This is a genomic window from Novosphingobium clariflavum (assembly GCF_026420865.1).
In the GTDB taxonomy this organism is placed as follows: Bacteria; Pseudomonadota; Alphaproteobacteria; order Sphingomonadales; family Sphingomonadaceae; genus Novosphingobium; species Novosphingobium clariflavum.
Window position 1 is genome coordinate 355,584 of the sequence record NZ_JAPCWC010000003.1, and the last position, 24,199, is coordinate 379,782.

Sequence of the window (24,199 nt, forward strand, 5' to 3'; positions counted from 1 at the left end):
TCCGGGTAACTGCGTGGGATTCCTGCAACACATTTCAGCCAGTGCCACCTTCCTGCCACATTCAGGACTTGTTCAAGCCCCGTCGCTTAGGCACCCAAGTCATTATGAAACGGCTTGTCTCCTCTCTCGCGATGACTGGCGCACTTTTCGGCGCAGCGGTCGCATTCGTCGCTCCTTCGGTCGTTGCGCAGGCTGCCGATCCCGGCGGGGATCAGGGCGAGGCACGCCGCGAGCGCAAGGCCGGCAACATCCTCTCGATCCGCCAGATCGAACAGATGGTCCTGCCGCGCATGAACGGCATGCAATATCTCGGCCCTGATTACGATCCGGCGGCGATGGCCTACCGCCTCAAGTTCATCCAGAACGGCAAGATCTTTTTTGTCGATGTCGATGCCCGGACCGGGCGCGTGATCGGACAGTCGCATTAAGCCGTCCAGTGCCCGGCCCGGATTGGCCGATGACCGCAAAATGCGTGGCAAGACGGGTGCCTGGTCCGGCCAGCCAGGCCGCTCGGGATCACAACCCGGGCCCGTGCGTTTCACCTCTGTGCGCAGCTGTTGGTCAGTCACCCTGCCTTGCTTGACGCACCGGGGCTTTCGCCCCATTTCCAACCCTGATTTCGCCGCCCGTTCCTGGGCGCCCCCGAGGGAGAGACCGAATTGCGCATCCTGATCGTCGAGGATGAACCCACGCTCGGCAACCAGCTGAAGACCACGCTCGAACAGAACGGCTATGCCGTGGACTTGTCGACCGATGGCGAGGACGGGCACTTTCTCGGCTCGACCGAAGAGTACGATGCCGTGATCCTTGACCTCGGCCTGCCTGAAATCGATGGCCTGACCGTGCTGGGCATGTGGCGCCGCGAGGGACGTACGTTCCCGGTGCTGGTGCTCACCGCCCGCGATTCCTGGTCGGACAAGGTGGCCGGGCTCGATGCCGGTGCCGACGATTATCTCGCCAAGCCGTTCCAGACCGAGGAACTGATCGCCCGTCTGCGCGCGCTGATCCGCCGCGCCTCGGGCAATACGTCCAGTGAACTGACCGCGGGCGACGTGCGTCTCGACACGCGTTCGGGCCGCGTCACGCTGGCCGGCGAACCGGTCAAGATGACCGCCCAGGAATACAAGCTGCTGTCCTACCTCATGCACCACAAGGGCAAGGTGGTCAGCCGCACCGAATTGATCGAGCATATCTACGATCAGGATTTCGACCGCGATTCGAACACGATCGAGGTCTTTGTCACGCGCATCCGCAAGAAGCTGGGCGCCGACGTCATCACCACGATCCGCGGACTTGGCTACAGTCTCGACGACCCGGCCGAGCCTGGCCGCGGCTGAGGTTTCCATGACGCAAGCGCCGACCAGCGGCGCCGCAGAACCCGCACCCGAAAAGCGCGGGGCGGGTTTTGCGCACGAACGGTCGACCGGCTCGCTGGCCCGGCGCATGATGCTGATCGCGGCAGGCTGGATCTCGATCCTCCTGCTGGTGGGCGGACTGGCGCTCGACCATGCGCTGAGCGGTATCGTCACGCGCAATTTCGACGAGCAACTGGGCTACATGCTCACCGGCATGATCGGGTCGGCCGAGATCGGCCCCGACGGCGAGGTGTTCTTCAACCGTCCGCTCGGCGACCAGCGCTTCCTCGAACCGAACTCGGGCCTCTACTGGCAGATTCGCGGCAAGGGGCACGAGGACTTCCCCTCCCGCTCGTTGTGGGATCGCAGTCTGGCAGTGCCGGACGACCACTTCGACGCGCAGTTGCACGTCTACGATTCGAACCAGTTCCCCGGTGAGCCGCTGCGCGTGATGGAGCGGTCCATCATCCTGCCGGGCAGCAATACCAAGTGGATGTTCACGGTGGCGGCGAGCCGTGCCGAGAACAACGAACAGATCAAGATGAACCGCGCGATCCTGCTCTACAGCTTCGTCGCGCTGGGCTTCGGGCTGCTGCTGATGGCGGGCATGCAGACCTGGTACGGACTGTTCCCGCTTCGCCATATCCGCCGGGCGATCCAGCGGTTGCGCACGACCGGCTCGGCGCGGGTCAGCGGCCCGCTCCCGCGCGAGGTGGAACCGCTGGTCGAGGAACTGAACGCATTGCTTGCCCATAACGAGCGGCAGGCGGAAGAGGCGCGCACCCATGCGGGCAATCTCGCCCATGCGCTCAAGACGCCGCTGACGGTCGTGATGAACGCGGCTACCGCCAAGGCGCCCGATCTGGCCGACACGGTGATTCGCGAAGCGGCGGTGATGCGCCGCCAGGTCGATCATCACCTTGCGCGGGCGAGGGCGGTGGGCCGGCGTGCGGCGGGGCAGTCGCGCGCCGACGTCTGGCCAAGCCTCGAGGCGGTCCTTCGCGCGGTCGAGCGGCTCTATGACCAGACCCGGTTCGACCTCGACGGCAATCACGATGCGGTGGTGGCGCTGGAAAAGCAGGATCTCGAGGAGATTCTGGGTAACCTTATCGAGAACGCGGCCAAGTACGGCGGCAGTAGTGTTTTTGTCACGGTCGATGCCGTGCGGGATTCGTCTCTTTGCGAAATATGGATCGAGGACGATGGCATGGGCATTCCCGAAGCCGAGAGGATCCGAATCTTCGATCGCGGCGCCCGGCTCGACACCGGCAAGCCCGGCACCGGCCTCGGTCTTGCCATCGTGCGCGACGTGGTGGAAATCTACGGCGGCACCGTGATGCTCGATGAAAGCGAGGATCTGGGCGGCCTGCTGGTCAAGCTGGCGGTGCCGCGCGCCAGCAGCTGACCCGGTCGTTTTTTGGGCCCGGCATTTCTTACCGAGGCGTGGCGGCGGGCCGGCAAGGCTTCTGCCATAGTGCCCTTCGTGGTACAGCCTGTTCAAAGGTGATCCGAAAGCGGGGGGAAGCGGTGTGCCGCGCCTTGCGGACCCCGGCATTCGTCCCCATGGCCGGCGCTTCAGATTCGCGACCTAATTCGAGGATACCCCCATGACCGATTCCATCTCCCTGACCCTGTCGCCCGACGAAGTCGAAATGCTCGTTGACGCGCTCGAAGCCGATCTTGAAGGCTACGTCGAAGCCGCCAAGGAAGCGCGCGAGGATGGCAACAAGGAAGATCTGGAAACCTTTGCCGAAGCGGCCACGCGCATCCAGGGCCTGCTGACCCGTCTGCAGGACCTCGTCGAGGGCTGAAAAGACTGAAAAGGGGGAAGGCGGTGCGCCGCCTTCTTCCTTATTTCCTGCCGGATGTCAGCGGTTCAACCCGCCTTGGCACGCTCGTGATGGCGGATCACTTCGTCGATGATGAAGCGGATGAACTTTTCGCCGAAATCGGGATCGAGGTGCGCGTCCTCGGCCAGCTTGCGCAGGCGTACGATCTGGCGTTCCTCCCGGCCCGGATCCGAGGCGGGCAGGTTCTTTTCCGCCTTGTACGTGCCCACGGCCTGGGTGATGCGAAAGCGCTCTGCCAGCATGTGGATCAGCGCGGCGTCGATATTGTCGATGCTGGAGCGGAATGCGGCCAGTACCGGATCGGAGGAGGGCGTGGTCTCGGTCATCGGATCGGTCCGCTAGCACGGCTTGCCTGCCGGTTCCAGCCCGCCTGCGGCCTTGGCGGCAATGCCTGTATGCTTCAGCAGTCCCGAAGTTTGACCGGCCGGTGGCATTGGCTCTTGCCTAAACGCCTGCGAACGCGCAATGCGCCGGAACGATGAGTGCCGATGTCATACCCCTGCGCACGCGCGGATCGCAACCTTCCCTCGCTCCCATGCTGGCGCTTACCGCGTCCGGCATGAATAGTGTCAATGCGGTCATCCTTGACCGCATGCAGAGCGAGATTCCCCTCATTCCGGCGCTGGCCGGGCACCTGATCTCGGGCGGCGGCAAGCGTATGCGCCCGATGCTCACGGTCGCCGCGGCGGAGCTGTGCGGCTATCAGGGCACACGCCATTACAAGCTGGCGGCAGCGCTTGAGTTCATTCACACCGCCACGCTGCTGCACGACGACGTTGTCGACGGTTCGGACATGCGCCGCGGCAAGGCGGCTGCCAATATTGTTTTCGGCAATCCGGCCACGGTGCTGGTCGGTGACTTCCTGTTCACCCGCGCCTTCGAGCTGATGGTCGAGGATGGCAGCATCCGCGTTCTCAAGATCCTATCGCGTGCCAGCTCGATCATCGTCGAGGGTGAGGTCGACCAGCTGACCGCCCAGCGCAAGATCGAGACGAGCGAGGAGCATTACCTCGGCATCATCGGTTCGAAGACGGCTGCGCTATTCTCGGCCGCCACCCGCATCGCGGCTGCGGTGGCTGAAAAGAGCGATGCGGAGGAGCAGGCGCTCGATACCTTCGGTCGCAATCTTGGCATCGCCTTCCAGCTTGTCGACGATGCGATCGATTACGATTCGGAAGCGTCGGAGTCCGGCAAGGACAAGGGTGATGATTTCCGCGAGGGCAAGATGACCTTGCCGGTGATCCTGGCCTATGCGCGCGGCACTGCCGAGGAGCGCAAGTTCTGGGAGGATGCCATCGCCGGTTTCCGGACCGAGGACGAGGACCTTGCCCATGCCGTCGAACTGATCAATCGCCACGGCTGCGTCGAGGCGACCCGTGAGCGGGCCCGCCTTTACGGCCAGCGGGCGATTGATGCGCTGTCGATTTTCCCGGCTGGCGCCGCGCGCGATGCGATGTGCGAAGCGGTCGAGTTTGCGATCGCGCGCCGTTACTGAAACGACCGCAGCATCGTTGCACACAATGAAAGCGCGCCGGTATCCGGCGCGCTTTTTGTTTGCCCGGAACTGTTGATGCGGCAGCCGTGGCGATGCGAAATGTCTCCACGTTGCCTAGATTTCTCGGTGTATTGGATGAAACAATCAGAATCGTGTCGTGATGGTCGATGTTCTTCCGGCGTTGAGCGACTTATTTGATCTGCATTATCGTTTTGGTTGAATAAATTGTTCGGATTGTGAAAGTATCGCGAATGGTGCTGCAGGCATGGTGCGATTGGCATCTGTTTTTGCGAACACGTTGTCGGTTTCCTGCGAAGGCGGCGACTGCTTGCGGATGGCCCTTGACCGTTCCGGCACGAGGAGAACTCACATGTTGACCCTGAAATTCGCCAAGGCGCCTTCCGCGAGACACGGTTTTCGTTTGTGTGCCTCCGTCTTGGCGCTGTCCGCGCTGCTTGCGGTGGGGGGCGCGGCCGAGGCCTGCACCCGTGCGGTCTATCTCGGCCCGAACGGCAACGTGATCACCGCAAGGTCAATGGACTGGAAGAGCGATATCCTGTCCAACTTGTGGATCCTGCCGCGCGGGATGGCGCGCAGCGGCGAAGCGGGGCCGAACTCGGCCAAGTGGACCTCGAAATACGGCAGTGTCGTTGTCAGCGGTTATGACGTCTCGACGACGGACGGAGTCAACGAAAAGGGCCTGGAGGCGAACCTGCTGTGGCTGGCCGAATCCAAGTACCCGCATTTCGATGGCAAGGGAAAGCCCGGCCTCACGATCGCCGCCTGGGCGCAATATGTGCTCGACAATTTCGCCACCGTCGATGAAGCGGTGGCCGCGCTGCGGGGTGAGCCTTTCACCATCGTAACGGACAACGTTCCGGGGGAGGACCGGCTGACGACCGTGCACCTTTCGCTCTCCGATGCGAGCGGCGACAGCGCGATCATCGAGTATATCAACGGCAAGCAGGTCATCCACCACTCGCGCGATTTTCAGGTGATGACGAATTCGCCGACCTTCGACCAGCAGCTGGCGCTCAATGCCTACTGGAAGCAGATTGGCGGTACGGTGATGCTGCCAGGTACCAATCGGGCGTCGGATCGCTTCACGCGCGCTGCTTTCTATATCAACGCGATTCCGAAGTCCGAGGATCCGGACAAGGCGCTCGCCGCTGTTTTCAGCGTTATTCGCAATGCCTCGGTGCCATATGGTATCACCACGCCAGGCGAGCCGAACATTTCCTCGACCCGTTGGCGCACGGTGTTCGATCACAAGCGTCAGCTTTATTTCTTCGAGTCCGCGCTGACGCCCAACACCTTCTGGGTCGATCTGAAGAAGATCGATTTTGCGCAGGAGACCGGCAAGGTGAAGCTGCTCGATCTCGGTCCCAATCAGGATCACACCTTTTCGGGAGAGGTGTCAGGCCAGTTTACCGACCATGCGCCGTTCCGTTTCCTCGGTCTGCCGGGCTGAGGCTGCGCCAAAAGCGCCACACTTGTGCGCTGCAATGAAATGGCAACAATGCTGCAATTGCCGCGCGCCGGTCGTGAGTCTATCCAGTGCCCGCCATGCACCCCGAATCCGAGCTGGCTGCCACGGGCTACCAGCCCGGGTCGCCGCGCCAGCGCATCGTCTCTTCCGTGCTGTCCGCGGCCATCATTCTGGCTGCGATGCTGCTTGTCATCACCCAGACCGGCCTCGTGCCCGATCTTGTCAAGAAGACGTCTTCGCTGACGACCTTCGATGTCGTCGATCACGACAAGGAACAGGGCGGCGAAGCGCCTGAAAAGCCCAAGCAGCAACAGGCCAAGCATGTCGAGCACAAGGCGGCGGTGCCGGTGGTTGCGCCGGACAAGCCGGTGGAGCAGCCTGCCGCTGCGCCGAAGCAGGCTTTCTCGTTCTTGCGTATGTCGAGCAGTGATTTCGCGGCGGCCGATATCGGCAAGATGAAGGGGCAGTCCTCGGCCTCCGGGGATCAGGCACCGGGTGGCTCGGGCGGCACATATGGGCCGGGCGAAGGGCCTGGCGGGGTAGTGCTCTACAATGCTGCATGGTTCCGCGAACCGACGGATGCGCAATTGGGTGGCTATCTTCCCGAGCGTCGTCCGGACAGCGGTTGGGGCGAGATCGCGTGTCAGACCCAGCCGCACTACAAAGTCGACAATTGCCAGATTCTCGGTGAATCACCGCGGGGCTCGGGCTTCGGCCGCGCCGTGCTCAATGCTGCTTGGCAGTTCCAGGTGCAGCCGCCCCGCGTCAACGGCAAGCCGCAGATCGGTACCTGGGTGCGCATCCATATCTCTTACGGGGTGCGGGGCGCCTCGATCTGATTCGGGTGTTTGCGCCGCTCAGGCGGCGTTGAAGGAACTGTGCGCGACGCCGGCATAACGCTCCAACAGTTCCGGCAGCGGCATCGGCATGGCCATGTAGTAGCCCTGTGCGAGTGTGAATCCCGCAATGCGTGCGCTGAGCAACTGGTCCTCGGTCTCAATGCCCTCGATCACGCAATCGAGCGAAAGCGAGCGGGCGAGATTGCGGATCGCCGCGATCAGCCGGCGGCCGCGCGTCTCGTCGAGACGCGGCGCGAAGCTGCGGTCGATCTTCACCATGTCGAGCGGCAACTGGTGCAATGCGGAAAGGCTGGAGTAGCCGGTGCCGAAATCGTCGAGCGCAATCCGGGCGCCGATCTCGCGCAGGCCTTCGAGCGCTTCGCTGGCACTGTCGAATTTCGAGATGAGCGATGTTTCGGTGATTTCGAAGACCAGCCGGTTGGCGGCAATGCCGGATCGTTCGATCAGCGCGATCAGGGCGGCGATCGTCTCCGCGTCGGAAATGTCCTGGCCTGAAAGGTTGAAGCAGACCGTCATCGGCTGGGGGAGCTGGGCCAGCGCATCGAGCGCCCTGCCGAACAGGGCCAGGGTCACTTCCCGGGCACGGCCCAGTCGCTCGGCGGTAGCAATCAGCAATTCCGGATTGACCGAACCCAGAGATGCGGAATGCCAGCGGGCGAGACACTCGACGCCTATTGGCGTGCGGGTTTCGGTGGCGACGATCGGTTGGAAGACGACCGACAGTTCGCGTGTGAGATCGGCAGTCTGGAGGGCGGCATCGAGGGCTTGCTCGGTGCGGATCATTTGTTCCAGCTTGCTTGAGAAGCGAACGCATTGGCCGCGCTTTTCGTTCTTGGCGTGATAGAGCGCAAAATCGGCCCTATCGAACAGGTCGTGCGCGTTGCGGCCGCTGGCGGGGTAATCGGCAAGGCCTGCCGAACAGCCGACCGAGACCACGATGTCTGCAATGCGGGCCGGGCGGCGGATCTCGGTGCAAAGCGTCTGGGTGACGGCTTCGGCTGCTTCCAGCGGGCCCTGCACGATGATGCCGAATTCGTCACCGCCGAGGCGCGCCATCACCGCATCGTCAGGAATGGCGGCCAGGATCCTTTCGCCCAGTACGTGGAGCAGGCGGTCTCCTTGGGCGTGCCCGTAGGTGTCGTTGACCGGCTTGAATCGATCGAGGTCGATCAGGCCGACGCAGAACACGTCCTCGCTCCCGGCGTTCGCCAGCAAGGCTTCCAGGCGGGCGAAGAAGTAGCGCCGGTTCGGCAGTCCGGTGAGCGCATCAGTCTCGGCCAGCCGGGCGTTTTCCTCGCTCAGCGCCTGGGCCTGACGGCGCTCGTTGGCGAGGGCGTGCTGCGTGTTCTCCAGTGCGATGAACGAATCATAGGTATCGCGCAGGATCTTGAGGATCACGATCGCGACCAGTGCGATGTTGATTGCGATCGCGACTTGCACGAAGGGCCCTCTTATCATGCTGTAGCACAGGAAAGTGCTGAGCACGGTCACGCAGACGAGGGTCGCCGCGGTGGGTAGGAAGGTCAGGCAGAAGGTGCAGCCAAGCACCGTGACGGCCACGAAGATGGCGACATGGCCGTGTTCGTAGGGACCGCCATACTGGTCCAGGCATAGCGCCCATGCCACGAAAGCGAGCGCCATGAACACAGCGAGGACGGTGGTGCGCTGCATGCGGCGCAGGGCGATCTCCGGGTCGAAATCGGCAGGGTTGGGAACCCGCAGCCAGGCGAACATGCGCATTAGGCAGGCTGCGATCAGCACCGAAGGGACAATCAGCGTCAGCGAGACCGGCGCGATCGTCCAATGCGTGTAGCCCAGGATGGCGGCGTTGACCGAGAGCAGTCCGTAAAGCGGGGGAATCCTTTCCCGCAGGCGCAGGAACTGGGCTACCGGCAATGGAAACTGCCCGGCGCGATAGGTCTTGCTGAGAGGGTGAGTAGTTTCGTGCAAGGTCCTGAACTCCGGAACCTGACATAGCCTGCAATTCTTGAAGAAGAATGGATGGTGCTACGAACTGCATCCGTTCTGGAGTGAACTTGCGGATCGCGGCGAAATTCATCTTAGGCGAATTTCCAAAGCGCCTCTAAGGAGCCCCGCGTGAGCCAGCTTCCGATCCATGCCGTCCTGCCCGATCTTCTTGCCGCGCTGCGGGCAGAGCCGCGTGCCGTGCTGATCGCACCGCCGGGCGCCGGCAAGACAACAGCCCTGGCGCCCGCATTGCTGGGTGAACCCTGGTGCACCGGCACGGTCATCCTGCTCTCGCCCCGGCGTGTCGCTGCACGCGCGGCGGCCGAGCGCATGGCGGCGCAGCTGGGTGAGCAGGCGGGCGAGACTATCGGTTACGTCACCCGTCTCGATGTCAAGCGCTCGGCGCGCACGCGGGTCGTGGTGATGACCGAGGCAATCTTCGTGGCGACGATTCTCGCCGATCCGGAGCTATCGGGCGTTTCGGCGGTCCTGTTCGACGAGGCGCACGAGCGGCATCTCGACAGCGATCTGGGGCTGGCGCTGGCGGTGGAGGCCGGGGAAGTGCTGCGCGAGGATCTGCGGATCGTCGTGATGTCGGCGACGATCGACGGCACGCGTTTCGCGCGTCTGCTGGGTGTGGAGACCCCGGTGATCGAGAGTGAGGGCAAGGCCTGGCCGCTCTCCATGCGCTGGCTCGGCGGTTCCCCGGATGCGCGGATCGAGGATGCCATGGCCTCCGCGATCCTTACGGCATGGCGCGAGCAGGAGGGTGATGTGCTCGCCTTCCTGCCGGGTGTGCGCGAGATTGACCGCGTTGCGGAGCGGCTGGCGGAGAAGCTGCCGAAGGCGCTTGTGCTGCCGCTTCACGGGCAATGCGAACCGGCCGCCCAGCGCGCGGCGATCCGCCGTGATGGCGAGGGCCGCCGACGGATCGTGCTGGCGACGGCGATTGCCGAAACGTCGCTGACGCTGGACGGCGTATCGGTGGTGGTCGATGCCGGGCTGTCGCGCAGGGCGGAATTCGACAAGGCGGCGGGTGTGACCCGGCTCGTTACCCACCGTGCCAGCCGGGCATCGGCCGCGCAGCGCGCAGGCCGTGCGGCGCGGCAGGGGCCGGGCGTTGCCTACCGTTTGTGGGAAGAGGCAGCCCATCCGGGACGGCCCGAGTTCGATCCGCCTGAAATGCTGACCAGCGATCTTGCGCCTTTGACGCTGACGTTGGCGCAGTGGGGCGCGGGCGATCCGGCGGCGATGGCCTGGCTCGATGCGCCGCCGGTGCCCGCGCTCGATGCGGCGCGGCGGCAGCTCGAAGCGCTCGGCGCGCTTGATGGGGAAGGGCGGATCACCGCGTTCGGCCGCAACGTCGCCAGCCTGCCCATGGACCCGGCGCAGGCGGCGATGATCCTCCACGGCACGGAACTCGGGGCGGGTGGGACTGCCGCAAAACTGGCGCTGCTCTTGCAGGAGCGCGGTCTTGGCGGGCGTAGTGAAGACCTGTCGCAGCGTCTATCCCGATGGGACGGAGATCGTTCGCCCCGCGCCGATGCCTCGCGCAAGCTGGCCGGGGGGTGGGCGAGGCGTGCGCGCACGCTGGTCGAAAACGCCGAGCAGGGCGACGATGTGCCTGCGGGCGTGCTGCTCGCGCTCGGGCGTCCGGACATGCTGGCGCGCCGCCGCGATGCCAGCGGCGAAAACTGGCTGTCGGCCGGGGGCAGGGGCTATGTGCTCGACCCGGCCTCGCCGCTGGCCGCGCGCGAGTGGATGGTGATCGGCGACGCACAGGGCCAGGCGCGCGGTGCGCGTATTCTCTCCGGCGCGACGCTGGAGCCGGCTGAAGTGGAGCAATGGCTGGGAGAGCGCATCGAACGCCGCTCGGTGCTGCGCTGGAACGAATCGGAAGGCCGCGTGGAAGCGCGGCTGGAGCGGCGGATCGGGGCGATCACCTTGGCGAGCGGACCCGATCCGGCGCCTGACCCGGCGGCGATCTCTGCTTTCCTGCTGGAGCGTGTGCGCGAGAAGGGGCTCGATCTGGTGCCGTTCGGCAAGGGCGCCCATGCCTTGCTGCGGCGGGCGCGCTATGCCGGGATCGAGGCCCTGTCCGACGCGGCCCTGCTGGCCGACCTCGACGACTGGCTCGGCCCGCTGCTGGGGCGGCGGCTGGATGCGGTGGACAAGGGGGCGCTGGCCGAAGCCTTGCGGGGGCGCATGACCTGGGACGACCAGCAGGCGCTGGAAAAGCTCGCTCCGCCGGAATTCCGCAGCCCGGCGGGCACCAGCCATGCCATCGATTACGAGGATGAGGGCGGCCCGAGCGTGGAAGTGCGCGTGCAGGCCCTGTTCGGGTTGGACCGTCATCCGACGTTCGGTCAGCCCCCGCAGCCGCTTTTGCTCAAGCTGACCTCGCCTGCGGGACGGCCGATCCAGACCACGCGCGATCTGCCCGGTTTCTGGCGCGGATCGTGGCGCGACGTGCAGCGCGACATGAAGGGACGCTACCCCAGGCACCGCTGGCCGGACGCGCCGTGGACCGAAGATCCCAGCCTCAAGACGAGAAATGCATTCGAAGCATCACGCGGCAAATGATTTGCGCTTGATTCTCTCCCCGATTCGGCGCCAAAGCGCTTGGCTATGAGTGCACGCATCTATCAGCGCCCGAAGAACGCCATGCAGTCCGGCAAGGCACTGCTGGATCAGTGGATCCTCGAATTCGTCCCGGCGGAGGCGAAGAAGCCCGACCCGTTGATGGGCTGGGCCGGTTCGGGTGACACGCAGCAGCAGGTCACCCTGAAGTTCCCGACGGTGGACGAAGCCAAGGCTTACGCCGATCGTTACGGCATCGAAACGGAAGTTCACGCAACCCCGCCGCGCCGCCTCAAGATCCAGGCTTACGCCGACAACTTCCGTTGATCCCTCGCGCTGGACGCGCGGTTTAGAGCGATCGATCCGACTGCATCGGATCGATCGCTCTCAGTTTTTTGGTTTGTCGCATTTTCTTAGTCATCAGGTGATCCACCTGATTAGAAAATGCTCTGCTTCAGCAATCGGCCCGCGTTTCCATGGAGGAAACGCGGGCCGATGCCGTTTCGGAGGCGGCGAATCGCCATGCGAATTTCCTCCGCCTCGGGGCTGGACAAACCGGCGGCACCCCGCCATATGCCCGCCCGGGAGTCGGGTGGACGTTTGCGTTCGCCAACTTGGTCAGGTCCGGAAGGAAGCAGCCACAACGGATTGCGGCGGGTCGCCCGGCTCCTTCTCTCAAGCTTGAGAGATTACCCTGTAAGAGGGTTCGAAATGCCGCCTCAGGGCGGCATTTTTTGTGCGCGGCTGTGGAGCAAATCGCTTTCCTCCTGACAATTCGGCCCCCAGCGCCTAGTTTGGCAGGCGATGGACGATTCACCAGACATGTTCGGCGACAGCCCCCCCTGGAACGACGGGGACGAGGAAGAGGCCGCAGCGACTTCGGCGGAACTGGAAGCGGCCGGTCAGGTCTCGCTGTTCGGTGACCCTGAACCTGCGCCCCAGCCTGAGCCTGAACCACAGTCCGAGCCTGTTGCGGCAGAGCCCGAGCCAGCGGCTCAGGCCGAAGCCGCGCCGGAGCCCGAACCTGTTTCCACTCCACCGCCGGTCGCAGCCGCTCCCGCGTCGGCACCTGCGGCTCCGGCCCCGGCTCCAAAGGCCACCGCCCCGGCGAGCGCCGCTGCGCAGCCCTATCGCGTGCTGGCGCGCAAGTATCGTCCGCAGAGCTTCGGCGAACTGATCGGACAGGAAGCGATGGTCCAGACCCTGGCCAACGCCATAAAACGCGATCGGCTGGCTCATGCCTTCCTGATGACCGGCGTGCGCGGTGTCGGCAAGACCTCGACCGCGCGCCTCATTGCCAAGGCTCTCAACTGCATTGGTCCGGATGGGCAGGGCGGCCCGACGATCGACCCTTGCGGCGTTTGCGAGCCCTGTCAGGCGATTGCCGAGGGCCGTCATATCGACGTGATCGAGATGGACGCCGCCTCGCATACCGGCGTCGACGACGTGCGCGAGATCATCGAGGCGGTGCGCTATGCCGCCGTTTCGGCGCGCTACAAGATCTACATCATCGACGAAGTTCACATGCTGTCGCGCAATGCATTCAATGCCTTGCTCAAGACACTCGAGGAGCCTCCCGCGCATGTGAAGTTCCTTTTCGCGACGACCGAGGTCGATAAGCTGCCGGTGACGGTGCTGTCGCGCTGCCAGCGGTTCGACTTGCGCCGCATTCCCGCGCCGATGCTGGCGGAGCATTTCGCCAAGGTCTGCGGCCTTGAAGGCGTGGACGCGGAAGCCGAGGCGTTGGCGATGGTTGCTGCTGCGGCCGAAGGGTCGGTGCGCGACGGCCTGTCGATTCTCGACCAGGCGATTGCCCATGCCGACCTTGACGGCGAAGGGCAGGTCCGTGCCGAAAAGGTGCGCGACATGTTGGGCCTTTCCGACAAGAGCGCGCAGCGCCGTCTGATCACCGCGATCCTCGACGGCAAGGGCGGCGATCTGCTCGAACTGGTTGCCCATCAATTCGCGCTCGGTGTCGAACCGATCTCGATCCTGCGCGGCTTGATGGCACTGACCCATCGTATCGCTGTCGCACAGGTCGCCGGGGGCGCGCACGATGCCCATTCGGCGGAGGAGCGGGAGGCGATCGAGGGCTGGGCGAGGGCGCTCAAGGCCGGGCAGGTTCATCGTCTCTGGCAGCTTCTTCTCAAGGGCCATGATGAAGTGAAGTCCGCGCCTGATCCGTTGGTGGCCACGCAGATGGCGCTCCTGCGGATCATGCATGCGGCGGACATGCCCGATCCCGGCTCTTTGGTGAAAAAGCTGGAGGAGTTGGCGGCCCGTGCTCCGGTTGCGGCTCCGGCTGGCGACAGTTCCGGTGCCGTCGCTCCGGCACCGGTGGCCGTGGCGACGCCGGTCGTGGTGGCGCGGCGCTGGGTAGAACTGGTCGACGATGTCGAGCATGCCGGCGAACTTTCCACTGCCAACACCATGCGCATGCAGGTCCGCGTCGTGGAACTCGGAACGAGCATGCTTCGTTATGCGCAGCCGCCGGGGTTCAGCGAGGACATCACCGCGATCCTGCGCAACGCTCTGGGCAAGGCGACGGGCGAGCGCTGGGAAGTGTTCAAGGTCAGCGAAGGGGGCGCACCGACGCTCGTCGAACTGGCCGAGGCGGAAAAGACGGCGGCCAGCGATGCCGTCAGCCAGCACCCGCTCGTGTTGGCGACCAAGGCGGCCTTTCCAGAGGCCCAAGTGATCGAGGATGACCGTCCGCTCGCCGTTGGCGGTGGCGGGCGCAATTGGAGACGTTGAGATGAAGTCCATGGAAGAGATGATCCAGGCGGCGCAGCAGGCCGCCGAGACCATCCAGAAGCAGATGAACGACACCCAGGCCAAGCTCGACACGCTGGAAGTCGAAGGGCTTTCTGGGGGCGGTCTGGTCAAGATCCGCTGCTCGGCCAAGGGCCGTGTGATCGGCGTCGCTATCGATGACAGCCTGCTGCAGCCCGGCGAAAAGCAGATCCTCGAAGATCTCGTGGCCGCTGCCTACAACGACGCGCGCGTGAAGGCGGACTCGGTGGCGGGAGAGGAACTTGCCAAGGCGCAGCAGGGCATGGGCCTGCCGCCGGGCTTCAAGATGCCGTTCTGACGACGGGCCGCCGCCGAGGCGGCGCATTGTCGTGAAGACGAACGCGAGCCGCTCGAGGGGCGCGTTGCGGATGTTCCGCGACGGCCTTTCGGGCGGCTTTGTCGTTTTCGCGGGTGCCGTGCCGGATTGCTGCGGGTTAAAACTTTGAAAGTCCGCTGGAGGAGCGCGTGTTTCTGCCGATCCGGTTTGGCCGGGGCGGTGGCCTGATTAGGATGGACTTTTGCCCGGCGCGCCGGACTTCCCTGATGGAATGGCCACGAAGCGGCTGAGGACACAGAACTGCAGCAGCGTGGAAAACACGGTGGTTGCCACGCCGGCAATGTAGGGATCGTGCTGCAATGTCAGTGCTATATCGAGAAATGCGACGCTGGCCAGATAGTTGAGGCCATAGGCGAGGAGGAACCGGCTCAGTGGGAAGTTCGAATTGCCGAAGACCAGGCTTCGGTAGGTGAAGAAGTTGAACATGATGCCAGCTATGCGGCTGAGTAATTGTGCGGTTTGCGGGTGCAGTCCCAGCGTGATCATCATTGCGTATAGGCCGTAGCCGAAGGCCGTATTGATCCCGCCGGTAACGTAGAACCGGGCTAGCCTGGCCAGGGCCTGGTATCTTTCCGGTGCGGCGTTCCGCCAGGACGCGGCAGTCGGCGCGGGGGGCAGCGTGCCCGATGCGGAACCGGCCTGCGTGGCGGAATGCAAGTCGTCTTTCGTGCCTGGCGGTGGGCCGGCGGCCGGCATGCTTCCTCCTGATATCCCGTTGTTCCTCTATAAGGTAAGGACCAAAAGAGGTGGGGTCGTCCGGAATTGTCTCCAGAGTGGAGAGAAGGCGGTTTGTCAGGACAAGGCGGGGGCGTTATGACAATCGCTTCCACAGTCTTTCGCGGTTAGTGCATTGCGTCCGCGCTGGATGACACCATATCTACGGGCAATGGCCGGGATTTCCGTTAGGCACCTGGCAAGTATGGAATTGGAAAAGCTCTTGAACCTGCTTCCGCTGCTGCCTCTGCGCGATATCGTCGTGTTCCCCGGCATGGTTGTGCCACTTTTCGTGGGGCGCGAGAAATCGGTGGCCGCGCTCGAAGCGGCCATGGCCGGTGAAAAGGATATTTTCCTGCTCGCCCAGCTTGATCCCGGCTGCGACGATCCCGAGCGTGACGATCTCTATGATACCGGCGTAATTGCCAGTGTCCTGCAATTGCTCAAGCTGCCCGATGGAACCGTGCGTGTGCTGGTGGAGGGCCAGGATCGTGCTCGCCTCGAAATGCTGCAGACGGAAACCGGGGCCGAGGGCGAGATGCTCGTGGCGCAGGTTGAGCGCATTGAATCGAGTGAGGCCGAAGGCACCGAAGTGGCCGCGATGATGCGCACGGTGGTCGAGCAGTTCGGCGAATATGCCAAGCTCAACAAGAAGCTGTCGCAGGATGCCGGTGAACAGCTGGGTGACATCGATGATGCCGCGCGCCTCGCCGATACCGTGGCCGCACAGCTTTCGGCCAAGGTGGCCGACAAGCAGGCCGTGCTGTCCGAACCCGATCCGCTCAAGCGGCTTGAAATGGTCTACTCCTTCATGGAGGGCGAACTCGGCGTCCTGCAGGTCGAGCGCAAGATCCGTGGCCGTGTGAAGCGCCAGATGGAAAAGACCCAGCGCGAATATTACCTGAATGAACAGCTCAAGGCGATCCAGTCGGAGCTGGGCGGTGGTGACGGCGAGGAAGCCAACGAACTGGCTGAACTCCAGGACAAGATCGAAAAGACCAAGCTCTCCAAGGAAGCGCGCGAGAAGGCGACCGCCGAACTGAAGAAGCTCAAGTCGATGCAGCCGATGAGCGCGGAAGCGACCGTCATCCGCAACTACCTCGATGTGCTGCTGGGCCTGCCCTGGGGCAAGAAGAGCAAGTTGAAGCGCGACATTTCCGAAGCGCAGACGGTGCTCGATTCCGACCATTACGCGCTCGACAAGGTCAAGGACCGCATCGTCGAGTATCTGGCGGTGCAGGCACGCACAAACAAGCTCAAGGGGCCGATCCTCTGCCTCGTCGGCCCTCCGGGCGTCGGCAAGACCTCGCTCGGCAAGTCGATCGCCAAGGCGACCGGGCGCGAGTTCATCCGCCAGTCGCTGGGCGGTGTGCGTGACGAGGCTGAGATCCGTGGTCACCGCCGCACCTATATCGGCTCGCTGCCAGGCAAAATCGTCACCAACCTGCGCAAGTCGGGCAAGTCCAACCCGCTCTTCCTGCTGGATGAGATCGACAAGCTGGGTCAGGATTTCCGTGGCGATCCGGCCTCGGCGTTGCTCGAAGTGCTGGATCCCGAACAGAACGCCAAGTTCCAGGACCACTATCTGGAACTCGACATCGACCTGTCGGACGTGATGTTCGTCTGCACCGCGAACAGCCTGAATCTGCCCCAGCCGCTGCTGGACCGCATGGAGATCATCCGTCTCGAAGGTTATACCGAGGACGAGAAGGTCGAGATCGCCGAGCGGCACCTGATCCGCAAGCAGATCGAGGCGCATGGCCTGAAGAAGGGTGAGTTCACGCTGACGCAGGACGGCCTGCGCGACCTCATCCGCTATTACACCCGTGAAGCGGGCGTGCGTACGCTGGAGCGCGAGATTGCCCGGCTGGCGCGCAAGTCCCTGCGCCAGATCCTTGAAGGCAAGGCCAAGGAAGTGGTCATCACGCCCGAAAACCTGGCCGACTTCGCCGGTGTGCGCAAGTTCCGCCATGGCGTGGGCGAGGAAGAGCATCAGGTCGGCGCCGTCACCGGTCTCGCCTGGACCGAGGTCGGCGGCGAACTGCTGACGATCGAAAGCGTCACCGTGCCTGGCAAGGGCGCCATCAAGGCGACCGGCAAGCTGGGCGAAGTGATGAACGAGTCGATCCAGACCGCGTTCAGCTTCGTGCGGGCGCGTTCGCCTGCCTATGGCATCAAGCCTTCGATCTTCAACAAGAAGGACATCCACATCCACCTGCCCGAGGGTGCGGTGCCCAAGGATGGTCCGTCGGCGGGTATCGGCATGGTCACCTCGATCGTCTCGACGCTCACCGGCGTGCCGGTGCGCAAGGACGTTGCGATGACCGGTGAAGTCACGCTGCGGGGCCGCGTACTGCCGATTGGCGGTCTCAAGGAGAAGCTGCTGGCGGCGCTACGCGGCGGCATCACCACCGTGCTGATTCCGGAAGAGAACCGCAAGGATCTTGCCGAGATCCCGGATAACGTGAAGCAGGGGCTGGACATCATTCCGGTCAGCCATGTCGACGAAGTTCTGGCCAAGGCGCTGGTCGATCCGCTCACCGCGATCGAGTGGACCGAAGCGGACGAACTGGCGGCGGCGCCGCCGCAAACGCCCGCTCCGTCGGCCACGGCGCACTGAGGCGCGGCCGTAATTCGCAAAATAGGAGGGGCGCCGGGCTATCCGGCGCCCTTTTTCTTGAGGCCGCACGTTTGATGGTAGCATCGGCGTAACGGCGCGCCGGAAGCGCTGAAGATTTCGGCTCGGGCGAATTACCGGCGATAACGGCTGGGAAAATTCCATATTGTGGTTAAAGGGCCGGAAACCTTCGGTGCCTGCGATGCGGTTTGATCTCCCCACTTTGTACTTCCTGGCTATCGGCACGCTCGTGCTCAGTTCGCTCATGACGTTCTGGGAGCGATACGCGCGTCCGCTTCGCCGGCACGAACTGGGGATGCTCGCGGGCGCATACGCGACGCTCGCAGCCGGTTGCGGGTTGGCCTTGGGGCGATCGCTGTTCCCTGGTGCCATTGGCGCAGGCCTGGCCAACATCGTGATGCTTTGCGGGTATCTTCTGGTGTTCCAGGCAGCTGCGCGGCTTGCCGGGCGCTCGCATGTCCCCATGATCGGCGTCATTCTGGGGTTCCAGGTGTTGGTATGGGCAGTCGGCGGCGCGCGCTGGCAAACGGTGATCTGGACATACGCCAGTGCCTTCCCAATCGGGCTGGTTAGCGGCCTGACGGCGTGGGAATTGCTGCGCAATGGCCGTTTGCGCGTCTTGCGCTCGCACCGCATCGCGGTGGCCTTTGCTGCCATGCATTGCTTCACGTATATGCTCCGCGCCATTGTCCTGCCGGTGCTGGAGCCGCAGGGCGGGGCGGGGCTGCTGGCGCTGTCGAGCTTCGCGACGATGTACGAAGGCGTGCTCTATTCTGTTGGATTGCCCATGGCATTGCTGGCACTGGTGCGAGAAGAGGCGCACGATCAGTTGCTTCAGGCTTCGCACACCGACTATCTGACGGGGCTGGGGAACCGCCGGTGGTTCTTCAAGGAGGCTGAGCGTCGCATAGGCAGCATGGGCGCCGACGGGCGGACATTCATGCTGGCGTTCGATCTTGACCATTTCAAGAGCATCAATGACCGTTTCGGCCACGCGACAGGGGATGAGGTGCTCAAGCGGTTTGCCGGTTTTGTCCGCCGCAGCGTCGGGCCTTCCGCAATCCTCGCCCGCATCGGCGGAGAGGAATTCGTAGCCCTTTTGCCTTGCAGATCGGATGTCGAGGCGGCGGCGATTGCCCAGCAAGTGGTCAACGGTTTTGCCGCGATCGACATCGGCGGCGAGTATGGTGAGGACGTCAAGGCGACGGTCAGTATCGGTATCGCCGAACTGGGCTGCGACGGGGATACACTGGCCGAACTGCTGGCGGCAGCCGACGCGGCGCTCTACCGGGCCAAAGGCAGCGGTCGCAACCGGGTGGAGCCCGCATAGTCGGCCGTTTGCCGGCCCAGATGCATTCCGATTCTCCCGAATTGACGACAAGCCATAAGAGGGCGCATTCTTCTGCCAGCAGCGGTGTGAGGGGCCCCATGGCGACGATGGTGGACACGCATGTTCCCTTGGATCTGGCTCCCGTGCGGGGGCGGCAGCGCATCGAGAGCCTCGATGTGCTGCGCGGCATTGCGATCCTTGGCATTTTCTACATGAACATCCCTTTCATGGCGACCAATGTCACGGCTTGGCTGCCCGACCCGCGGCGTCTGTCGTGGAGCGCAGCCGACCAGATGAACTGGGCGGCGATTCGCATCTTCTGGGACGGGACGCAGCGCGGTCTGTTCGAATTCCTGTTCGGTGCGGGCGTGCTGGTATTCACCGCGAAAGCGATGAAACCGGACGATCCGGTGGCCGTTGCCGACTTGTTTTTTCGCCGCAATCTCTGGCTGATCCTGTTCGGCTTGGTCGACATCTTCGTGGTGCTTTGGATCGGCGATATCCTGCTGGTCTACGGGCTGTCGGCGCTGTTCCTCTTCCCGTTCCGCAAGCTGCCGCCGCGCGCGCTGCTGGCGATGGGTCTGTTGTTTGCGCTCGTTTGCGCCATTGGCTGGCCGGGCGGCGGCGGCCTCGTGGGGTATGGCGAGCGGGTCGACATGCTGATGGAAGCCTCCCGGATCGAGGCGAAAGCGCACTCCGGCGCCAGGCTCACGAACAAGGAGAGCGAGACGCTCAAGGCCTTTCGCACGCGGCAGGACGCCATCGACCTCTCCAAGCCGCTGCCCAAGGAACGGCAGGAAAAGATCGCGGAGGAGCGCAGGGCGTTCAACGGCACGCCGATGGACATGGCGCGGTTCAACTGGGGCGCCTGGAACAAGATCTTCGGTGCGGGCAACGGCACGTTCTTCGGCGTGCTGGAAGCGGTCTGCGCGATGTTCCTCGGCATGGCGCTGTTCAAGTGGGGGGTGATCCAGGGCAGCCGGTCGCCGCAGTTCTATCTGGTGCTGGCGATCTGTGCCTATGTGGTGGGCTGCGGACTGCGGGCGTGGAGCGTGCATGAAATCTTCCGCTTCTCGCTGGAGCCCAAGATCGGCTGGATCACCGACGAGTTCGCGCGCCTCTGCGTGACGCTTGGGCATGTGGGGCTGTTCAACCTGCTGCTGCTCACCCGGTCAGGGCGGTTCCTGCTCGCGCCGTTCAAGGCGGTGGGGCGCATGGCCTTCACCGTCTACATTACCACCAGTACGGTGATGATCTGGTTCGTCTTTGCCCCTTGGGGACTGGGGCTGTGGGAACGCTTCGGCTGGTCCCAGTTGATGGTGGCGGCGAGCCTGTTCAATTTGCTGATGCTGATCGCCGCGAACCTCTGGATGCGCTTCTTCGTCAGTGGTCCGCTGGAGTGGGTCTGGCGCTCGCTTTCCTATTGGAAACGCCAGCCCTTCGTACGCCGCAGGGCAGGGGCGCTGACACCGGCTGCGCCGGGCGGTGCAGGCGAGGTGGTGCTGCCAGTGTAATGCTCATTCTGTTTCATGAGGAGCGTTGAAACGGCAATTTTCGGTCGAAACATAATCTCTTTGCGCAAGCGGTTTGCGCAGTCTCTTGCCATGCGTGCGCTCAGCCTGTAACGGGCCGCTTCCCGCGCCGCGACCTTGCCGCGCGGGATTTGCATGAAGGATCTTGAAATGGGTTACCGGGTTGCCGTCGTCGGCGCGACCGGAAATGTCGGCCGCGAAATGCTCAACATCCTCGCCGAGCGCGAATTCCCCTGCGACGAGATCGCAGCGGTGGCTTCGTCGCGTTCGACCGGGACCGAGATTGAATTCGGCGAAACCGGCAAAATGCTCAAAGTAAAGAACATCGAGCACTTCGATTTCACCGGCTGGGACATTGCGCTCTTCGCGGCAGGTTCGGAGCCCACGAAGATTTACGCGCCCAAGGCTGCGGCTGCCGGCTGCGTGGTGATCGACAACTCGTCGCTCTACCGCATGGACCCGGACGTGCCGCTGATCGTGCCGGAAGTGAACCCCGACGCCATCGACGGCTACAAGGCGCGCAACATCATCGCCAATCCCAACTGCTCCACCGCGCAGATGGTCGTGGCGCTGAAGCCGCTGCACGACAAGGCGACGATCAAGCGCGTCGTGGTTTCGACCTACCAGTCGGTTTCCGGCGCGGGCAAGGCGGGCCTGGACGAACTGTTCGAACAGAGCCGCGCGATCTTCGTCGGCGATCAGGTCGAGAAGCGCAAGTTTACCAAGCAGATCGCCTTCAACGTGATCCCGCACATCGACAGCTTCCTGGACGACGGTTCGACCAAGGAAGAGTGGAAGATGGTGGTCGAGACCAAGAAGATCCTCGATCCCAAGATCAAGCTGCAGGCCACTTGCGTGCGCGTGCCGGTCTTCGTCGGCCACTCGGAATCGCTGAACATCGAGTTCGAGAACGAGATCTCGGCCGAGGAAGCCCAGAACATCCTGCGTGAAGCGCCGGGCATCATGCTCGTCGACAAGCGCGAGGACGGTGGTTACGTCACCCCGATCGAAAGCGTGGGCGACAGCGCGACGTACGTCAGCCGCGTCCGCGAGGATCCGACCGTCGAGAACGGTCTGGCGCTGTGGTGCGTTTCGGACAACCTGCGCAAGGGCGCTGCCCTGAACGCGGTGCAGATCGCCGAACTGCTGGGCCGTCGTCACCTCAAGAAGGGCTGACGCGGCGGGCCTTGCGCCCGAACCGAACACGAAAGGGTCCGCGAGGCATTGGCTTCGCGGGCCCTTTTCGTGTGCGGCGCGGCTTGAAACGTATTGGATTTCGGCGCGTTTTGAGGTTCTGTCGCGATAGTGCTGAAAGGAGCCATTCTTGTTGTCGGTCGAGCATCTGATCGCGCAGTACGGCCTTGCGGGCCTGTTTCTCGGCGCGGGATTCGAAGGCGAGACCGTTACCGTGATCGGCGGGGTAATGGCCCATCATGGGCTGCTTTCCTATTGGCCTGCCGTGCTGGCGGCGGGGGCCGGATCGTTCGTGGCGGATCAGGTGTTCTTCCTGATCGGACGGCGCTTTCGTGGGCATGGACTGGTGCGCAAGGCACAGGCCAGGCCTGCATTCGCCAGGGCGCTGGCGGCGTTCGAGCGGCATCCGGTGATTTTCACGTTCGCGTTCCGCTTTCTCTACGGCCTGCGTACCGTCAGCCCTATAGCCATCGGCACCACGCGGCTGCGGGCGACAACCTTCCTTGCCATCAATGCCCTGGCGGGGGCGGTGTGGGGGTTGGCCTTCGTTTCGCTCGGCTATTTCTGCGGGCAGGCGGCGGAGGCGCTGTTCGGGCGTATCCACGCGCTGGCGCCGCTGATCTGCGGAGTCGCAGGGGCGGCGGTGCTGATCGGTCTGGCGGTTCATTTCCTGCACACGCGGGGCAAGGATGCCTGAACGCTTGTCCAAGCCGCCTGTGGAGAGCATTCAGAGCCTATCCAGCCAACTGTAATGGAAGAGGGCATATGACGGTTTTGATGACTGGCGGCTGCCAGTGCGGCCGCATTCGCTTCACGGCCGAAGTGGAGCCGGAAAAGGCCTACCTCTGCCACTGCAAGATGTGCCGCAAGGCGACCGGGGGTGTCTCCATCGCCTTCATCAACCCACCGCGCGAGAATGTGACGTGGCACAGCGAGCCGGACTGGTATCAGTCCTCTGCCATCGCACGGCGGCCGTTCTGTTCGCACTGCGGCACGCCGCTGGGGTTCGAGTTTCTGGAAGGCGCGAAGGCCATCGACCTGACCGTCGGCAGTTTCGACGATCCCACGCCGTTCCGGCCGGAGCACAACTATGCCACTGAATCCATGCTTCCGGCATGGGCTGACGTACGGCATCTGCCCGGCTACACGAGCGCGGAGAATCCCAATGTGATCGATCGCTGGAAGGCGGCCGGCATGGAGCCGCCCGAATGATCGATCGTCCCCAAAAGCAGGCGAATGTGCAGTGAGCGAAGCGAAGACCGAATATCTCGAAGGTTATGCCGGCACGCGGCTGGCGGTCCATGTCATGGGCGATCACGGCGCGCGCCCGCTGCTGCTGCTGCACGGACTGTTCTCCAGCGCGGACGTGAACTGGATCAAGTACGGCAATGCGCAAATCCTGGCCGATGCCGGGTTCGAGGTGTTCATGCCGGACTTGCGCGCCCACGGGCAGAGCGGGGCGCCGCACGATGCGGAAGACTACCCTGGCGACGTGCTGGTGCGCGATCTTCAGGCGACGGTCGATCAGCTTGGCCTCGGCGATTTCGATCTTGGCGGGTTCTCGCTGGGCGCGCGCACAGCGGTGCGCGGCGTGCTGGCGGGGCTCATGCCGCGCAAGCTGATCCTGGGCGGCATGGGCCTGACCGGCCTGTCTGGCTGGGCGCGGCGTTCGGCGCATTTCGTGGATGCCATCGACCGTTTCGGCACGATCGAGCGCGGCGACAAGGCGTTCGTGGCGCAGGCCTTCATGAAGTCCATGAACATCGACCGGGTGGCAGCGCGTCTGCTGTTGCAGTCCGTGGACGATACCTCGGCGGACGCCATCGCGCAGATCGCCATGCCCACGCTCTGCGTCTGCGGCAAGGACGACCATGACAACGGCTCCGCGCCCGAACTGGCGGCGGCGCTGCCCGATGGCCACTATGTGGAGACGCCGGGCAATCACATGTCCTCGGTGACGTTCAAGGACATGGGCAGGGCCATGGCGGCGTTCCTGCTCGATTGAGGGGGGATTGCGCACAATTGTGCAATTGTGTGCCGGATGCGAAATAATCCGGCACCACC

General features: G+C 63.9%; 21 protein-coding genes and 1 other RNA gene. 19 read left to right on the forward strand and 3 right to left on the reverse strand.

Translation table 11 applies throughout. The features are described 5' to 3' along the window. The first annotated feature begins 131 nt into the window (after positions 1 to 131). From OKA11_RS05985 to OKA11_RS06000, 4 genes are all read left to right on the forward strand, one after another. A complete protein-coding gene (locus tag OKA11_RS05985) occupies positions 132 to 428 on the forward strand; it encodes a PepSY domain-containing protein (RefSeq protein WP_242526103.1) in 297 nt (98 codons plus the stop codon). Positions 429 to 659: 231 nt separating this feature from the next. Further along, positions 660 to 1,337, forward strand: coding sequence for a response regulator (locus OKA11_RS05990; protein ID WP_142634532.1), 678 nt, complete (start codon positions 660 to 662; stop codon positions 1,335 to 1,337). Between the two features lie 7 nt (positions 1,338 to 1,344). Then, the gene (locus tag OKA11_RS05995) at positions 1,345 to 2,760 is read left to right on the forward strand and encodes a sensor histidine kinase (protein WP_379489418.1); all 1,416 of its coding nucleotides are present in this window, start codon (positions 1,345 to 1,347) and stop codon (positions 2,758 to 2,760) included. Between the two features lie 202 nt (positions 2,761 to 2,962). Next, on the forward strand, positions 2,963 to 3,166 hold the full coding sequence (locus OKA11_RS06000) for a hypothetical protein (RefSeq protein ID WP_142634528.1): 204 nt from the start codon (positions 2,963 to 2,965) through the stop codon (positions 3,164 to 3,166). Positions 3,167 to 3,231: 65 nt separating this feature from the next. Here OKA11_RS06000 and OKA11_RS06005 read toward each other — a convergent pair whose 3' ends face one another. Then, positions 3,232 to 3,531: a chorismate mutase gene (locus tag OKA11_RS06005; protein ID WP_207078316.1), complete on the reverse strand. Its 300-nt coding sequence runs from the start codon at positions 3,529 to 3,531 to the stop codon at positions 3,232 to 3,234. A 152-nt stretch (positions 3,532 to 3,683) separates the two neighbouring features. Between OKA11_RS06005 and OKA11_RS06010 the strand changes: the two genes are divergently transcribed. From OKA11_RS06010 to OKA11_RS06020, 3 genes are all read left to right on the forward strand, one after another. After that, a complete protein-coding gene (locus OKA11_RS06010; protein WP_142634524.1) occupies positions 3,684 to 4,700 on the forward strand; it encodes a polyprenyl synthetase family protein in 1,017 nt (338 codons plus the stop codon). A 370-nt stretch (positions 4,701 to 5,070) separates the two neighbouring features. Continuing rightward, positions 5,071 to 6,171, forward strand: coding sequence for a linear amide C-N hydrolase (locus tag OKA11_RS06015; RefSeq protein ID WP_267219296.1), 1,101 nt, complete (start codon positions 5,071 to 5,073; stop codon positions 6,169 to 6,171). A 95-nt stretch (positions 6,172 to 6,266) separates the two neighbouring features. Then, the gene (locus OKA11_RS06020) at positions 6,267 to 7,028 is read left to right on the forward strand and encodes an energy transducer TonB (RefSeq protein ID WP_267219297.1); all 762 of its coding nucleotides are present in this window, start codon (positions 6,267 to 6,269) and stop codon (positions 7,026 to 7,028) included. Between the two features lie 18 nt (positions 7,029 to 7,046). Here OKA11_RS06020 and OKA11_RS06025 read toward each other — a convergent pair whose 3' ends face one another. After that, the gene (locus tag OKA11_RS06025; RefSeq protein WP_267219298.1) at positions 7,047 to 8,999 is read right to left on the reverse strand and encodes a putative bifunctional diguanylate cyclase/phosphodiesterase; all 1,953 of its coding nucleotides are present in this window, start codon (positions 8,997 to 8,999) and stop codon (positions 7,047 to 7,049) included. Positions 9,000 to 9,146: 147 nt separating this feature from the next. Between OKA11_RS06025 and hrpB the strand changes: the two genes are divergently transcribed. From hrpB to OKA11_RS06050, 5 genes are all read left to right on the forward strand, one after another. Then, the gene (gene hrpB / locus OKA11_RS06030; RefSeq protein WP_267219299.1) at positions 9,147 to 11,600 is read left to right on the forward strand and encodes an ATP-dependent helicase HrpB; all 2,454 of its coding nucleotides are present in this window, start codon (positions 9,147 to 9,149) and stop codon (positions 11,598 to 11,600) included. A gap of 45 nt (positions 11,601 to 11,645) precedes the next feature. Further along, entirely contained in the window at positions 11,646 to 11,924 is a 279-nt protein-coding gene (locus tag OKA11_RS06035; RefSeq protein ID WP_267219300.1) for an ETC complex I subunit, read from the forward strand. Positions 11,925 to 12,178: 254 nt separating this feature from the next. Next, an RNA gene (ffs, locus tag OKA11_RS06040) (signal recognition particle sRNA small type) lies at positions 12,179 to 12,273 on the forward strand. Positions 12,274 to 12,401: 128 nt separating this feature from the next. Next, on the forward strand, positions 12,402 to 14,351 hold the full coding sequence (locus OKA11_RS06045) for a DNA polymerase III subunit gamma/tau (protein ID WP_267219301.1): 1,950 nt from the start codon (positions 12,402 to 12,404) through the stop codon (positions 14,349 to 14,351). A 1-nt stretch (position 14,352) separates the two neighbouring features. Further along, positions 14,353 to 14,688 (forward strand): YbaB/EbfC family nucleoid-associated protein, encoded by a 336-nt coding sequence (locus OKA11_RS06050; protein ID WP_142634514.1) that lies wholly within the window; start codon positions 14,353 to 14,355, stop codon positions 14,686 to 14,688. A gap of 207 nt (positions 14,689 to 14,895) precedes the next feature. On the opposite strand, the gene OKA11_RS06055 is transcribed toward OKA11_RS06050, so the two are convergent. Beyond that, positions 14,896 to 15,423: a GtrA family protein gene (locus OKA11_RS06055; protein WP_267219302.1), complete on the reverse strand. Its 528-nt coding sequence runs from the start codon at positions 15,421 to 15,423 to the stop codon at positions 14,896 to 14,898. Positions 15,424 to 15,646: 223 nt separating this feature from the next. On the opposite strand from OKA11_RS06055, the gene lon reads away from it, so the two are divergent. The 7 genes from lon to OKA11_RS06090 all read left to right on the forward strand — a co-directional run bounded on the left by lon (position 15,647) and on the right by OKA11_RS06090 (position 24,140). Then, positions 15,647 to 18,061 carry an endopeptidase La gene (gene lon / locus OKA11_RS06060; RefSeq protein WP_142634510.1) on the forward strand — a complete coding sequence of 805 codons (2,415 nt, stop codon included), beginning with the start codon at positions 15,647 to 15,649 and terminating at the stop codon, positions 18,059 to 18,061. 199 nt (positions 18,062 to 18,260) lie between these two features. Beyond that, positions 18,261 to 19,409 (forward strand): GGDEF domain-containing protein, encoded by a 1,149-nt coding sequence (locus OKA11_RS06065; protein ID WP_267219303.1) that lies wholly within the window; start codon positions 18,261 to 18,263, stop codon positions 19,407 to 19,409. A 98-nt stretch (positions 19,410 to 19,507) separates the two neighbouring features. Next, positions 19,508 to 20,923 carry a DUF418 domain-containing protein gene (locus tag OKA11_RS06070; RefSeq protein WP_267219304.1) on the forward strand — a complete coding sequence of 472 codons (1,416 nt, stop codon included), beginning with the start codon at positions 19,508 to 19,510 and terminating at the stop codon, positions 20,921 to 20,923. Positions 20,924 to 21,091: 168 nt separating this feature from the next. Beyond that, entirely contained in the window at positions 21,092 to 22,117 is a 1,026-nt protein-coding gene (locus tag OKA11_RS06075) for an aspartate-semialdehyde dehydrogenase (RefSeq protein WP_267219305.1), read from the forward strand. Between the two features lie 151 nt (positions 22,118 to 22,268). Beyond that, a complete protein-coding gene (locus OKA11_RS06080; protein ID WP_267219306.1) occupies positions 22,269 to 22,832 on the forward strand; it encodes a DedA family protein in 564 nt (187 codons plus the stop codon). A gap of 68 nt (positions 22,833 to 22,900) precedes the next feature. Further along, positions 22,901 to 23,347, forward strand: coding sequence for a GFA family protein (locus OKA11_RS06085; protein ID WP_267219307.1), 447 nt, complete (start codon positions 22,901 to 22,903; stop codon positions 23,345 to 23,347). A gap of 94 nt (positions 23,348 to 23,441) precedes the next feature. After that, positions 23,442 to 24,140, forward strand: coding sequence for an alpha/beta fold hydrolase (locus OKA11_RS06090; protein WP_379489419.1), 699 nt, complete (start codon positions 23,442 to 23,444; stop codon positions 24,138 to 24,140). The last annotated feature ends 59 nt before the right edge of the window (positions 24,141 to 24,199 follow it).

Coding starts and splice junctions, on each gene's coding strand:
- lon (WP_142634510.1), top strand. CDS start 15,647: ATGGAATTGGAAAAGCTCTTGAACCTGCTTCCGCTGCTGCCTCTGCGC.
- OKA11_RS06045 (WP_267219301.1), top strand. CDS start 12,402: ATGGACGATTCACCAGACATGTTCGGCGACAGCCCCCCCTGGAACGAC.
- OKA11_RS06085 (WP_267219307.1), top strand. CDS start 22,901: ATGACGGTTTTGATGACTGGCGGCTGCCAGTGCGGCCGCATTCGCTTC.
- OKA11_RS06090 (WP_379489419.1), top strand. CDS start 23,442: ATGGGCGATCACGGCGCGCGCCCGCTGCTGCTGCTGCACGGACTGTTC.
- OKA11_RS06075 (WP_267219305.1), top strand. CDS start 21,092: ATGGGTTACCGGGTTGCCGTCGTCGGCGCGACCGGAAATGTCGGCCGC.
- OKA11_RS06000 (WP_142634528.1), top strand. CDS start 2,963: ATGACCGATTCCATCTCCCTGACCCTGTCGCCCGACGAAGTCGAAATG.
- OKA11_RS06010 (WP_142634524.1), top strand. CDS start 3,684: ATGAGTGCCGATGTCATACCCCTGCGCACGCGCGGATCGCAACCTTCC.
- OKA11_RS06050 (WP_142634514.1), top strand. CDS start 14,353: ATGAAGTCCATGGAAGAGATGATCCAGGCGGCGCAGCAGGCCGCCGAG.
- OKA11_RS06065 (WP_267219303.1), top strand. CDS start 18,261: ATGCGGTTTGATCTCCCCACTTTGTACTTCCTGGCTATCGGCACGCTC.
- OKA11_RS05985 (WP_242526103.1), top strand. CDS start 132: ATGACTGGCGCACTTTTCGGCGCAGCGGTCGCATTCGTCGCTCCTTCG.
- OKA11_RS06070 (WP_267219304.1), top strand. CDS start 19,508: ATGGCGACGATGGTGGACACGCATGTTCCCTTGGATCTGGCTCCCGTG.
- OKA11_RS06055 (WP_267219302.1), bottom strand. CDS start 15,423: ATGCCGGCCGCCGGCCCACCGCCAGGCACGAAAGACGACTTGCATTCC.
- OKA11_RS06005 (WP_207078316.1), bottom strand. CDS start 3,531: ATGACCGAGACCACGCCCTCCTCCGATCCGGTACTGGCCGCATTCCGC.
- OKA11_RS06020 (WP_267219297.1), top strand. CDS start 6,267: ATGCACCCCGAATCCGAGCTGGCTGCCACGGGCTACCAGCCCGGGTCG.
- OKA11_RS06015 (WP_267219296.1), top strand. CDS start 5,071: ATGTTGACCCTGAAATTCGCCAAGGCGCCTTCCGCGAGACACGGTTTT.
- OKA11_RS06035 (WP_267219300.1), top strand. CDS start 11,646: ATGAGTGCACGCATCTATCAGCGCCCGAAGAACGCCATGCAGTCCGGC.
- OKA11_RS05995 (WP_379489418.1), top strand. CDS start 1,345: ATGACGCAAGCGCCGACCAGCGGCGCCGCAGAACCCGCACCCGAAAAG.